12 protein-coding genes and 2 pseudogenes are annotated in these 13,334 nt (G+C 37.7%); 9 read left to right on the top strand and 5 right to left on the bottom strand.

Annotation, left to right across the window (positions count from 1 at the left end):
- The first annotated feature begins 36 nt into the window (after positions 1-36).
- Positions 37-1,513, top strand: a pseudogene (locus tag LFLEISCH_RS01230) (LM6179_1298 family efflux MFS transporter).
- Positions 1,514-1,537: 24 nt separating this feature from the next.
- Here LFLEISCH_RS01230 and LFLEISCH_RS01225 read toward each other — a convergent pair.
- Together LFLEISCH_RS01225 and LFLEISCH_RS01220 are read right to left on the bottom strand one after the other, a co-directional pair.
- Positions 1,538-2,515, bottom strand: coding sequence for a dimethylarginine dimethylaminohydrolase family protein (locus LFLEISCH_RS01225; RefSeq protein WP_007472218.1), 978 nt, complete (start codon positions 2,513-2,515; stop codon positions 1,538-1,540).
- Positions 2,516-2,624: 109 nt separating this feature from the next.
- A complete protein-coding gene (locus LFLEISCH_RS01220) occupies positions 2,625-3,671 on the bottom strand; it encodes a branched-chain amino acid aminotransferase (protein WP_258404588.1) in 1,047 nt (348 codons plus the stop codon).
- Between the two features lie 203 nt (positions 3,672-3,874).
- On the opposite strand from LFLEISCH_RS01220, the pseudogene LFLEISCH_RS01215 reads away from it, so the two are divergent.
- From LFLEISCH_RS01215 to LFLEISCH_RS01205, 3 genes and pseudogenes are all read left to right on the top strand, one after another.
- A pseudogene (locus LFLEISCH_RS01215) lies at positions 3,875-4,625 on the top strand (alpha/beta hydrolase).
- A complete protein-coding gene (locus LFLEISCH_RS01210) occupies positions 4,625-5,074 on the top strand; it encodes a GNAT family N-acetyltransferase (RefSeq protein WP_007472214.1) in 450 nt (149 codons plus the stop codon). The pseudogene LFLEISCH_RS01215 and the gene LFLEISCH_RS01210 overlap by 1 nt, the downstream one beginning before the upstream one ends.
- 290 nt (positions 5,075-5,364) lie before the next feature.
- On the top strand, positions 5,365-5,988 hold the full coding sequence (locus LFLEISCH_RS01205; protein WP_007472212.1) for a DUF1361 domain-containing protein: 624 nt from the start codon (positions 5,365-5,367) through the stop codon (positions 5,986-5,988).
- Here the strand turns inward: LFLEISCH_RS01205 and rpiA are convergent.
- Positions 5,985-6,653 (bottom strand): ribose-5-phosphate isomerase RpiA, encoded by a 669-nt coding sequence (gene rpiA / locus LFLEISCH_RS01200; protein WP_007472210.1) that lies wholly within the window; start codon positions 6,651-6,653, stop codon positions 5,985-5,987. The two genes, LFLEISCH_RS01205 and rpiA, sit on opposite strands and share 4 nt — an antisense overlap.
- A gap of 257 nt (positions 6,654-6,910) precedes the next feature.
- Here rpiA and LFLEISCH_RS01195 point away from each other — a divergent pair, with 257 nt between their 5' ends.
- The 5 genes from LFLEISCH_RS01195 to dltD are packed head-to-tail and all read left to right on the top strand — an operon-like array spanning position 6,911 to position 11,326.
- Entirely contained in the window at positions 6,911-7,057 is a 147-nt protein-coding gene (locus LFLEISCH_RS01195; protein ID WP_007472208.1) for a teichoic acid D-Ala incorporation-associated protein DltX, read from the top strand.
- 34 nt (positions 7,058-7,091) lie between these two features.
- Complete coding sequence (dltA, locus tag LFLEISCH_RS01190; protein ID WP_007472207.1) at positions 7,092-8,612, top strand: D-alanine--poly(phosphoribitol) ligase subunit DltA; 1,521 nt, start codon at positions 7,092-7,094, stop codon at positions 8,610-8,612.
- The gene (gene dltB / locus LFLEISCH_RS01185) at positions 8,609-9,793 is read left to right on the top strand and encodes a D-alanyl-lipoteichoic acid biosynthesis protein DltB (protein ID WP_007472205.1); all 1,185 of its coding nucleotides are present in this window, start codon (positions 8,609-8,611) and stop codon (positions 9,791-9,793) included. The genes dltA and dltB overlap by 4 nt, the downstream gene beginning before the upstream one ends.
- Positions 9,794-9,806: 13 nt before the next feature.
- On the top strand, positions 9,807-10,046 hold the full coding sequence (gene dltC, locus LFLEISCH_RS01180; RefSeq protein WP_007472204.1) for a D-alanine--poly(phosphoribitol) ligase subunit DltC: 240 nt from the start codon (positions 9,807-9,809) through the stop codon (positions 10,044-10,046).
- Positions 10,043-11,326: a D-alanyl-lipoteichoic acid biosynthesis protein DltD gene (dltD, locus tag LFLEISCH_RS01175; protein WP_007472201.1), complete on the top strand. Its 1,284-nt coding sequence runs from the start codon at positions 10,043-10,045 to the stop codon at positions 11,324-11,326. The genes dltC and dltD overlap by 4 nt, the downstream gene beginning before the upstream one ends.
- Before the next feature lie 261 nt (positions 11,327-11,587).
- Here dltD and fabI read toward each other — a convergent pair whose 3' ends face one another.
- Positions 11,588-12,376: an enoyl-ACP reductase FabI gene (gene fabI, locus LFLEISCH_RS01170; RefSeq protein ID WP_007472199.1), complete on the bottom strand. Its 789-nt coding sequence runs from the start codon at positions 12,374-12,376 to the stop codon at positions 11,588-11,590.
- 72 nt (positions 12,377-12,448) lie between these two features.
- A complete protein-coding gene (locus LFLEISCH_RS01165) occupies positions 12,449-13,330 on the bottom strand; it encodes an RluA family pseudouridine synthase (protein ID WP_007472197.1) in 882 nt (293 codons plus the stop codon).
- Between the last annotated feature and the right edge of the window lie 4 nt (positions 13,331-13,334).

Here is a 13,334-nt window from a genome sequence, read left to right as displayed (position 1 = left end):
TATAATTCAGCTTGATAGAAAAGGGAGGTAGGTTTTGTGGAAGAAACAAAAGTAAAAGCTGTCACAGTCGCTGTGTTTGTGGCAACTTTTATGGCCGCCATTGAGGGAACGATTGTCAGCACAGCCATTCCAACAATCGTTAGCCAACTTGATGGCATTGAACTGATGAATTGGATTTTTTCAATTTATTTATTAACATCTGCCGTTACCGTTCCCATTTACGGGAAATTATCGGATTTATATGGAAGAAAAATGATTTTTATCGTCGCAACACTCATCTTTTTAGTTGGTTCCACACTTTGCGGGTTTGCAACCAACATGGAACAACTCATTATTTTTCGCGCCATACAAGGTATTGGGGCTGGTGGGATTTTACCGCTAACGATGACAATTATTGCCGATATTTATCCTTTTGAAAAGCGCGCCAGAGTTCTTGGTTTCATGGGTTCAGCATGGGGAATCGCCGGCGTTTTCGGCCCACTTTTAGGTGGTTTTTTAGTGGATCAATTGTCATGGCACTGGATTTTCTTTATCAATGTTCCTGTTGGGATTTTGACGATTATCTTAGTCTTTCTTTATTTAAAAGAGAATGTTTCAAAAGAGAACTTGCCTATTGATTTTCTTGGAACGACACTGTTTACGGTGGCACTTCTCGCACTCCTATTCGCCTTACAACGCGCGGGTGAAACGCTAAACTGGGGTGAGCCGCTCGTTTTAATTTTATTTGCACTAGCTATTTTACTTTTTGTAGGCTTTTATTTTGCCGAAAAACGGGCGAAAGATCCAATTATGCCTTTTATTTTGTTTAAAAATCCAGTTGTCCTTATCGGTAATTTAATCGGCTTTTTCATTAGCGCCTTTTTTAATTGGCATTAATGTTTATATTCCGATGTGGGCGCAAGGTATGCTTGGCCACGGTGCGACAATTGCTGGTTTAATGATTGCCCCGCTTTCTATTACTTGGATTATTGGCTCCTTTATCGGCGGCCGACTACTCATGAAAATTGGGAATCGCCATACTGTTGGTGCGGGCATTTTAATTACCGTTTTAAGTGGGCTTATTTTAGCTATTTTCCCATCCAATACGCTAGATATCTACTTCTATTTAAATAGCGCTTTAATGGGCTTGGGTTTTGGTATTATTTTTACAACAACGATGGTCACCGTTCAAGACGCTGTGCCTCGCTATCAAACGGGGATCGCCACAGCTTCTAACACTTTATTTCGAACGGTTGGGCAAACGATTGGAGTTGCGATTTTTGGTACTATTTTTAACTCCGTACTTGCTGCTCAATTTGCCGCAAGCGAGATTTCGGGCGTAGATAGAAAACACTTAAATCTACTTATCAGTCCAAAAACATCTACCCAAGTGGGGGAAAACTTGATTGAACCATTACGTGACATTTTATATCAAGGTTTGCATTATGTGTTTTGGGCCATGTTTTTACTGGCTGTTGTAAGCTTTTTCTTACATTTTATCTTACCGAAAAAACATGTATCCGGCGAAAAATAACCAGAGAGCGCTTGCGCTCTCTGGTTATTTTTTTCGTAAAAGCGGTTGTGTCGTACAACGAAACGAACCGCCAAAACTTCTGGAAATTTGATAGTCCACATATTCCACTAAAATCCCTTTTTCTTCCAATTGCTTGCCGATTTTTGTAAAAGCAGGATCCATAACATAGGTTGATTCATTAATTGGAAGTCCATTTGTAATCAATTTTTGTGCCTCATGAAGTGTCACATTTATTTTTCCAAAAGACTTAAAGCGCTCCGGCACCCCATCTAAGAAAGCCTCTTCACATAAAATAAGCAGCTGCTCATTTACAAAACTAAGCGCACAATCAAGATGTAAAATGTGCGGATGTAATGGAATTTCTGTCACCGTATAACCGTCAAAACTAAGCAAGTTTCGAAGCCACTTAATCCCTGCATGATTCGATGCAAGACCAGAATTCCCAACAAAAACCTCTTTTCCAAGAACCAGAACGTCTCCTCCTTCTAAAAAGGGACCTTCCATTTGGTCAAACAAACCAATTCGTTTAGCGGTAGGTAAACCCACATAATAAACCTGATTTTGATACGCTTCTTTTTGCAGAAGAGCTTGGATAGGAAAAATTTCGTTTATACGGTGAGTCAGTTTCATATTCGCCTCAATCATTTTATCCCCGACAACAAAAAACGGATCCCGACAGAAAAAATTAGCATATCCTGCCGCTTTGTTTATTTCTTTTTCTTCCTTTGTCAAAAGACGCGGACGTAAAACCTCTACGCCATGTTTTTTTAAAATACGCCTAAATTCTATCTTCTCTTTTTCCCAAGCAGCTTGTAAATCCGGACGAAACTCTTTTAATTCCACCCCGAAAGCCCCATCATAAGCGGCCATACTATCTTCCGTTAAAAACCGTTCACTAGCCTCATCAAAGCCGGCTTCCGGGAAACAAAATTCAGATTGTGCCAACACCACGCGTTTTAATGGCGCAAATTCACTTTCTACATAAATTTTTAAATCTTTCATGCCTAACACCCCTTACCTAACGTTCATTAGTTATAGTGTAACGTACTCCTTTTTTACTTGCAACAAAAAACCATTACGCCTAGTTTTAAAAAACGTAATGGTTCATTTACTATTTTACTTTGACAATCCAGTCTTCCGGTGCTTCTTTATCACCAAATTGAATGCCACAAAGTTCATCATATAATTGTCTTGTGACAGGACCCACTTCTGTTTCACTATGGAATACATGGAAATCATCCCCATTTTGTATACCGCCAATTGGTGTAATAACCGCTGCCGTACCGCAAGCACCAGCTTCTTTATAATCATTTAATTGATCGATATAAACATCCCCTTCTTCTACTTCAAGGCCAAGACGATGTTCAGCAAGATAGAGGAGAGAGTATTTCGTAATACTTGGTAAAATGGAAGGAGAAAACGGTGTAATAAAGCGATTGTCTTTTGTAATTGCAAAAAAGTTAGCCGCGCCTACTTCTTCAATCTTAGTATGTGTAGCCGGATCAAGGTAAATGGCATCCGCAAAGTTCCTTTTTTGTGCTTCTTTTCCTGGTAAAAGACTAGAAGCATAGTTTCCGCCTACTTTAGCCGCTCCTGTTCCTTTTGGTGCAGCACGGTCATAATCCGATACAATAAAATTAGCAGGTTGAAGCCCACCTTTAAAATAGGCGCCAACTGGTGTACAGAAAATCGAAAAAATATACTCAGGTGCAGCATGAACACCCACATTATCACCAACACCAATTACAAATGGACGAAGATAAAGCGTTCCGCCAGTTCCATATGGCGGCACAAATTCTTCATTGGCCGAAACTACTTGGCGACAAGCTTCAATAAATTTTTCAGTTGGAATAGTTGGCATTAAAAGTCGCTCACAACTTCTTTGCATACGCTGTGCATTTTGATCTGGACGGAATAAATTAATAGATCCGTCTTTTGCACGGTAAGCTTTTAAACCTTCGAAACATTGTTGTCCGTAATGAAGAGCAGTCGAACCTTCACTTATATGCAACACATTATCTTCCGTAAGAGTTCCTTTATCCCACTCGCCGTCTTTCCAATGTGAAATATAGCGTTTATCCGTTTTAATATAACCAAAACCTAAATTAGCCCAATCAATATCTTTTGCCATGTTTTCCCCTACTTTCTTTGTTACTATGTAGATAACTTGTTACCAGTATAGCACAACTTGATTAGCCTTACAGTATTTTTCTCCGCCATTTATCATCAAATAAACTAAATAGAAAGTATTTTCTAACTTTTTTATTAAAAATAAGCAAATTATACTTCCATTTTCTTAAAATCATGATAAAATGGAGACATTCTTTAAAAATTAAAAATTTGTGAGAGGAGAGATTTACGATGGCAGAAGGAAAAATGCTTGAAGAGAAATTGTTTAGTAAACATTTAAATGAGGAAATGGACATCATTATTTACTTACCACCGGAATACTCCCCTCTTTATAAATATCCACTTTTTATCGTACAAGACGGGAAAGATTACGTGAGTTTTGGAAAATTACCTAAATATGTAGATGAACTTACCAATCAAAATCAAATCCAAAAAGCGAATTTTTATTTGCTTACCTTATAAAACGGTGGAAGATAGACGCAAAAAATATCATCCGGATGGCGAACAAAATGAAGCGTATATGCGTTTTCTAGCCCATGAACTTGTTCCGTATCTGGAAGATGCCTATCCGTCATTCCAAATGGCACGAAGCCGATTTTTAATGGGGGATTCATTAGGTGCAAGCGTATCTTTAAAGGCTGCTCTTAAATATCCATTTACCTTTGGAAATGCTATTTTACACTCCCCTTTTGTAAATGATGAGCTACTAGATCTTGTAAGTAAAGCAAATCCGGCCTCACTTAAGGTGTTCCATATTGTGGGTGATGCGGAAACTGAAGTGGAAACAACAGATAACAAAGTCGCTAATTTTTTAGAGCCTAATGAAAAACTGCATGCTTTAATTGAGCAAAAAGGGTTTGAATCCGAATTCCATCTTTTTAATGGCGGACACCGCTGGAAATACTGGCAGCCCTTTATAAAAACAAGCTTAACCTTTATGCTTCCTACGCATACATTTGATTTAGAGAGCATGGGTGTTTAATGGAAGGAGAAAGAATGTCTACAGTAAAGAAAGTAACAGATGAACAAATGAAAAAAGACTCGCTTCAAATTCGCTTTGATGTTTTTGTAACAGAGCAACATGTTGATCCAGCACTAGAGTGGGATGAATTTGATAATTCGCCGTCAACGATAATGTTTGTGGACTATGCGGAAGATGGCACCCCGCTTGCAACGGGCCGTCTTAGAATACTAGCTGATTACGGCAAGGTGGAACGTATTTGTTCCCAAAAAGCAGCTCGTGGCAAAGGTTCAGGACGAAAAATCATGGAAGCAATCGAACAAGAAGCCAAAAAACAAGGTGCAAATAAATTAAAATTAGGTGCTCAAGTAAGCGCCATTCCCTTTTATGAAAAACTCGGTTACGTGGTTTGTTCAGAAATATTTATGGATGCAGGTATCGAACATAAGGAAATGGAAAAAAACATTTAGGAAAGTAGCCGTAATGGCTACTTTCAGCTTGTAGAAAAACTCAAAGTTTAAGCAAAACAAAACGCTTCTCTCCAAAATCAGACTGCTGACAAATGGTGAGATTCTAGGCAGAGCCGAGTACCGGAGCGGAGCGTACTCGAGTACGTGAGCACCGGAACGGAGGCACTAACAACGAAGATTGCCGTTTGTCAGCAGTCTGAAAGTAGCCGTAATGGCTACTTTTTTTATAAATATTTGTTAAAGAACGAACAAAATCATGTATAATAAGTTTTGTTGAAAGGAGTGGTTACATGAACAAACTAATTTGGAGTTGTCGGATTTTTTACTTAGGCGCTATGCTACTCCTTTTCTTTGTACTTGATTATTACCATTTTTTAATTTTAAATATCACATTAGCTTATATTCCCTTTGAAATTGCTGTTTTTCTACATAATAAAAAGCGACCGGCCGTCCTTTTTTGGATTTTGGCAGTCGCTTGGCTTGTATTTTTCCCAAATGCGTTTTACTTAGTTACGGATTTTTTCCATTTAAAGCAATTTAAAATATATGATTATAATGGTATTCTTCAAAAAGATAGTCTGCTTTGGCAAAGTTTCACAGTTATGGCAGGAGCTGTATTTTTCGGTCTTTTCGTAGGGAATGTATCTCTTCGCTTTATTCTGGATGCTATAAAAGAACGTACGAATTGGCGCGAAGCTATCCTTGTTCCTATCATTTTGCTTTTATCAAGCTATGGCATTTATTTAGGGCGTTTCGACCGTTTACATACTGTCCATATTTTGACAGAACCCGGTACTGTTATTCGTAGCATTTTAGATATTTCCAGCTTTCAATTTGAATTTATTATCTATTTCTTTATTTTACAACTGATGCTTTACCTGATGTTCCGCTATTTTCCGAGTTCAAAACATTAATGTAATATTTCAATCGTGCCATCTTTTTTCCCAACAATGACCTGATTAGCAATATTTAAAAAGAGACCGTGCTCCACAATTCCTGACAAACTGTCTAATTCGTTAGACAGTTTTTTCGCATCTACAAGTGGATAAACCTCTAAATCTAAAATCATATTTTCATTATTCGTGATAAATATCTCGCCGTCTGCTTGATAACGAATATGAGCTTTGATTCCTCGCTCTAGAAGCTCTCTTTCCACATATTTATAACTAAAAGGCAAGACTTCTACTGGCAAATGAAATTTCCCAAGCACATCCACCACTTTCGACTCATCCACCACCCAAATATTTTGTTTTGAACTAAGCGCCACTAGTTTTTCACGTAATAAAGCTCCACCGCCGCCTTTAATCCCTTCAAAAGCATGGTTTACTTCATCAGCACCGTCAATTGTCACATCAATTTCTGTTACTTCGTTAAAAGAAAGTAAAGGAATATGCCACTTCTTCGCCAATTCTTCTGTTTCAATTGACGTCGCCACACCTTTTATTTCTAAACCATTTTTCACTAACATGCCCAATCTTTCAATCGTATAAAAAACTGTACTCCCCGTTCCAAGTCCTACCGTCATGCCATCTTTAATAGCTTCACAAGCTTTTTCACCTGCAATACGTTTTGATTCCACTAGCTACACTCCTTTTATTTAACCTTACATTTTTTAAAGGGTTGTCTCACTTAAAAAATCCTTTTTCTAAGTAAAAAGGCAGATTTTCAGTGATTTCTTATAAATTTCTTTATATCTTCGCTATTCACAAGCAATGAAAGCGCTTCAACCTTACAAAAATGTAATTAGACAATTCAATACAGATGCGTTACATTATATGAGAGTTAAGTGTTTAATTTTAACATTTGTAACAAAAACGAAACAAACGGGGTGGACAGATGCAAAAAGTCAAGTTGTTTTTTCATAAGCCGAGCACTATTTTCATATTAAAAACTATTTTTTACTTAGCTATTTTACTTGGACTTTTATGGTTTTATGGCTTTAAAAACCCAAATAGCACAAACTTTATTTATAACGAATTTTAAAAAGAAAGGATGATTACGCATGGGCTTACAAACGATGACCACGTCACTCACCGATCGCATTGATGAATGGGCGATAAAAACGCCGCAAAAGGTTTGCTACGAATATAATGGTACCATACTTTCCTATCTGGAACTAAAAAAACAATCTGATTCTCTTGCATTTTTTCTAGAAGGACAAGCTCTGCCAAAAGGCACTCCAATTGTCGTTTACGGGCATATGTCCGCACACATATTAGTTGCTTTTATGGCTTGCTTAAAAAGTGGACATGCGTATGTTCCTGTTGATACTTCCATGCCAAAAGACCGCATTACTCAAATTGTATCCGCCTCAAAACCAGCATGCTTAATTGCTATCGAAGAATTACCAATCGAAACAGAGAAAACGATTATCACAGCAAGTCAGATTACTGAAATTATTTGCGAAAATAAAGATAAGATGCCGCGCGAGGCAAGTCAAATAAAAGGTGACGATACGCATTATATTATCTACACATCTGGAAGTACGGGTCTTCCTAAAGGTGTTCAAATTAGCCAAAATAATTTAATTAGTTTTTCCAACTGGTTATTACAAGATTTTTCATTATCAGAAGGTTTACGCATTTTAAATCAGGCACCCTATTCTTTTGACCTCTCTGTTATGGATTTATACCCAAGTTTACTCTCTGGAAGTACTCTCGTTCCAATTGATAAGACTTGTAGCGCTAACTTAAAAGATTTATATGCCACAATTCCAAAGTTACAACTTGATGTATGGGTTTCAACCCCATCGTTTATTGATATTTGTCTACTTGACACTCATTTTAACGAAGAAAATAATCCATCATTAACTAAATTTATTTTTTGTGGTGAAGTATTAACTAAAGAAACCGCACGTGAATTAATCGCACGTTTTCCGAGTGCAAAAATTTATAACACATACGGTCCAACCGAAGCAACTGTCGCGGTTACTAAAATTGAAATTACAAATGAAATCATTGAGGCTTATCCAAGTCTCCCACTTGGCAAGGTAAAACCAGATACTCATCTCGTTATTATGGATCCGGACACTAACGAACTACTTCCAGACGGAGAAAAAGGTGAAATTGTTCTGATTGGACCAAGCGTTTCCAAAGGCTATTTCAATAATGAAGAAAAGACCATCGAAGCTTTCTCAAAAGTAGGAGATTTCATGGCCTACCATACAGGCGATTGCGGAATTATAAAAGATAATCAACTTTTTTTCCAAGGCCGCCTAGATTTTCAAGTGAAACTTCATGGTTACCGCATCGAACTAGAAGATATCGAAAATAATTTAAAAGAAGTGAGCTACGTACGAAATGCTGTTGTTGTACCAAAACTAGTAGAAGGAAAAGTGGATTCACTTGTAGCGTTTGTTATTCCTTTTGAAAATGATTTTGCTAAGCCATTTCAATTGTCAAAAGCGATAAAGCAAGAGCTCATGACTAAAATGCCTAGCTATATGATTCCACGCAAATGGGTGTATAAGACAGATTTTCTTTTAACCAATAATGGAAAGATTGATCGGAAAATTTTATCAAATGAGGTGAACGAATGACAACCCCCTATGGCTCAATTTTTTACTTTGTAATCTTGGCTCTTTTTATCGCGCCTATCGTGATTGCAAATTTAATGGGGAAAAGACTTCCAGTTTATAACGCTTTTGTTACCTTACTTTTCATTTTCTTCATGTTTTCAAGCAATTTAGTGCAAGGTGTCGCCTTTATCGTTTTTATCTTTTGGCAGCTCATTGTTGTACGACTCTATTTTTATTATCGTCGTGTACAAAATAAAAATCACGGCGGCATCTTTACTCTTTTTGTTATCATGTCTATTTTGCCGCTTATTATTGTCAAAGTGCAACCACTACTTGCTGATAATACAACGCTTGTTGGTTTTCTAGGGATTTCTTATTTAACCTTTAAAGCAACTACAATGGTCATGGAAATCCGAGATGGGCTAATTAAAGAGTATAATTCTGTGGAATTTGTTAATTTTCTTTTGTTCTTTCCAACCATCTCCTCAGGTCCAATTGACCGTTTTCGAAGATTTCAAAAGGATGTTAAAAATCCGCTTGATCCAGCAAAATACGTTGAGCTATTAAATCGAGGCATTTTTTATATTTTTCTTGGCTTTCTTTATAAATTCATCATTGCCTATTTAATTGACATTCACTGGAAGACCCCACTTGAAGGGCTTTTAATTCAACACATTGATTTTAATACAAGTTTAATCGGTTATATGTATGCGTATAGTATGTACTTATTTTTCGATTTTGCGGGTTATAGTTTATTCGCGGTCGGCGTTTCATATCTTTTAGGTATAAAAACGCCTATGAATTTCAACAAACCATTTTTAGCACGTAATATTAAAGATTTCTGGAACAGGTGGCATATGACGCTTTCCTTCTGGTTCCGAGACTTCATTTTTATGCGACTCGTCTTCTTTTTAACCAAAAAGAAATGGTTTAAAAATAAATTTACTATTGCTTACATCGCTTACTTTGTCAATTTTTTCATCATGGGAATTTGGCACGGGTTACACTGGTACTACATCGTTTATGGCTTATATCAGGCTACTATTATCGTTTTATTCGATATTTTTGAACGTATCAACAAAAAATATAAGTTTTATCCCAAAAATAAAATTACGTATGTCATTGGAATGATTATAACGTTCAACTTTGTTTGTTTCGGTTTCCTCATTTTCTCTGGCATATTTGATAAAATAACATTCTAAGGTGGTAATAATAATGAGTTTTCGTGATCAAGTTTTAGATATTTTAGAAGAAATTACAGAATCAGAAGAAGTAAAAGAAAATACGAATGTTCGCTTATTTGATGAAGGTCTACTTGACTCTATGGCGACTGTTCAACTTTTAGTAGAAATTGAAAGCAATCTTGATATTACAGTTCCTGTATCCGAATTTGAACGCGATGAATGGGCGACGCCAGAACTAATCATTAAACAACTAGAGGCCCTTCAGTCATGAGAAAAAAACTATGGATGACATTCGGACCCATTTTAGTGGCCTGCGGTGTCTTCTTGTTTATTCTTTTTGGACCAAGCGCGATATTTGGCAGTGTTTCTAACAAGTCCATTCAAAATGCAGCCACATCTATGAGTGAAAACGTAGTGGGCGGGGAAGCTCTTCAACGAGCCGCAATGGATCAAAACTATATGCCTATTTTCGGCTCCTCTGAATTATCACGTATCGACCCCTTTCACCCAAGTGTTATGGCGAATAAATACGCGACAAGCTACACTCCTTTTCTTATCGGACGACCAGGCACGCAATCTCTTTATCATTATTTAGATATTAATATGCTTTCAGATAAGCTCAAAGGAAAAAAAGTGGTCTTTATTTTATCACCGCAGTGGTTTCAACCAAAGGGTGTTGATAATGCTCATTTTGGGGCTACATTCTCACCTATTCAGGCGTATGCGTTTGCGCTTCAGGAAGGGAAAGATACCTCGGCGCGTAGGTTTGCTGCAAGAAGGCTTTTAAGTTATAAAGTGGTTCAAAATGATTCAACGCTTACTAAAATGCTTGAAAATATCGCTACTCCTGGCCCAAATAAGCCGCACGACTCCTTTTTAACACGGACAGCAGCAGAAGTAGAGTACCGGATTTTAGTCCGTAAAGATGAACTCGAATCGAAATTTGTCACTGGCTCCAAAGAACATCTAGTGAAAAAGGGCGTACGAACCCTTCCCAAAAATTTAAATTTCGAAGAGCTAGACAAAATGGCCGCTTCGCTTGGCGAAAAAAGTACAGGCGACAACCCATTTCATGTTAAACAAAAATATTTTGATAAGAAAATTGCGCCTATTATAGATAAACTTCAGGATAGTCGTAAGAATTTAAGTTATGCAAACTCTCCTGAATACGATGATTTACAGCTCGTGATGGATGCCTTCAAACAAGCTGGTGCCGATGTTTTATTTGTTAATCCGCCTGTTAATGGGGAGTGGTTACGCTTTATCGGCATGAGTCAAGATGGACTTAATGATTATTATAAAAAAACAGAAGAACAAGTGAAACGTAACGGTTTCCGCTATGTGTCGCTTGAAAAATATCAAGATTCTCCTTACTATTTAGAAGACCCCATTCATTTAAGTTGGCGCGGTTGGGTGCAAATTGATGCCGCTATTGCTGACTTCAATAAACAACCTATCCCAACTAGTTACCCTAAAACGCCACGTGACTTTTACTATCATAAAGGGCAATTGCCAAAAGGACTTAAGAAAGATTTGGAAACCAAAAACTGAAAAACACACTTTTCCATAATGAAAAGTGTGTTTCAGACTGCTGACAAACGGCAATCTTCGTCGTTAAACCTTCCGTTCCGGTGCTCACGTACTCGAGTACGCTCCGCTCCGGTACTCGGATTTGCCTAGAATCTCACCATTTGTCAGCAGTCTAATTTTGGCGTGCGCCGTTTTATTTTGCGTAAACTTTGAGTTTTTCTACAAACGAAAACACACTTTTCCATAATGAAAAGTGTGTTTTCGTTTTGGTCTCAAAATTATTTAAAATCCAATAATATGATAGCCGCTATCTACATGAATTAATTCACCTGTAATTCCTCTTGAAAGTGGGCTAAATAAGAATAATGCAGTATCGCCAACTTCCTCAGGTTGTGTCGAGCGTTTAAGTGGCGCTTTTTCTTCTACAATAGCAAGGGATTTAGTAAAACTACTTACACCACGTGCTGATAACGTCCGAATAGGGCCTGCGGAAATGGCATTAACACGTACGCCAATTTTACCAAGGTCCATGGCCATATATTTAACAGTCGCATCAAGAGAAGCTTTCGCTACCCCCATAATATTGTAGTTTTCAACAACGCGCTCACCGCCAAGATAAGTCAGTGTAAGTAAGCTTGCATCTTCTGTTAGCATATCTAAATGTTTCAAAGTTCGCGCAACCGCCGTGAATGAATAGGAACTAATTTCATGCGCTTGTAAGAAACTTTCTCTATCAACTTCTAAATAATCGCCAGAAAGAAATTCTTTATTAGCAAACGCTATACAATGCGCTAATCCACTAATTTTACTAGCATGCCCTTTAATGGTTTCAAAAGCTGCTCGAATGCCCTCTTCACTTGTCACATCACACTGAACAACTGGAGCAGCATGATTTTTTTCTGAAAGCGAACCAGAAAGCTCATGAATACTTTTTTTCGCGCGTTCATCTGCATATGTAAAAACGAGGCTTGCTCCTGCATCATTTAAAGATTTTGCAATGGACCAAGCGATACTTCGTTTATTCGCCACACCCATCACCACATACGTTTTTCCCTCTAATGTTAAATTCATTACTAATTCCTCCTCAATTTGCATTGCCATTTTCTATTTTACATCATTTTAAAACTATTTTTCCACATTTTTCTAAAGAAGTGCTTGTAAATCTTCCGGTAAAGGAATTTCAAACTCCATATACTCCTCGGTTAAAGGATGCACCAAGTGTAGATGGTACGAATGCAGGGCATGGCGTGCTAACAATTCATTTGGCCCTCCGTACATCGTATCGCCAATGAGCGGGTGACCAATATATGAAAAGTGAACCCGAATTTGATGCGTCCTTCCTGTTTCAAGCTCAATTTGAAGATGATCAAATGCCGCGTAGCTCCCTAATCGCTTATAGTTTGTTTTAGCATATTTCCCGTCTTGCGTCACCATACGTTCCATAATGCTAATATTACTATTACGTCCAATTGGCGCCTCAATGGAACCTTCATCATTTAGCAAGTTACCTGCAACAAATGCCTGATAGCGCCTTTTTAAAAGTCCTTTTTGAAGAGTCTTACTTAATCGTGCATGTGCAAAACGATTTTTAGCAATCAGCATCAGGCCTGAGGTTTCGCGGTCTAAACGCGTCACAATATGAATCGCCGAATCAAGGCCAATTGTCTCGTAGTAACCCTTTAAATGATTCGCAACAGACCCGCTAGGATGAAATTGCGCCGGAATACTCGCCATACCAGCCTTTTTATTTAAAACTAAAATAAAATCATCTTCATACACAATATCAAGCGGGCTAAACTCCGCTACTAAACGCGTGTTTTCCTTTTCAGGTGGAAAATGGATACGAATTAGATCCCCCGCCTGCACCTTATAAAGGACGTTTTGTTCCACCCCGTTTACTTCAATCTTTCCTTCTTCATTATATTTCACAGATGCAAGTAGCTGTTTGGAAATATGATGGTGTCGTAAAAACGTTCTAAGTAAAATTCCAGCTTCTTGTTCACTTGCTTGCCATTCTAAAAACAAAACC

It is taken from the genome of Listeria fleischmannii subsp. fleischmannii LU2006-1, assembly GCF_000344175.1.
GTDB classification, from domain to species: domain Bacteria; phylum Bacillota; class Bacilli; order Lactobacillales; family Listeriaceae; genus Listeria; species Listeria fleischmannii.
This window is presented reverse-complemented; position numbering and strand designations above follow the sequence as displayed.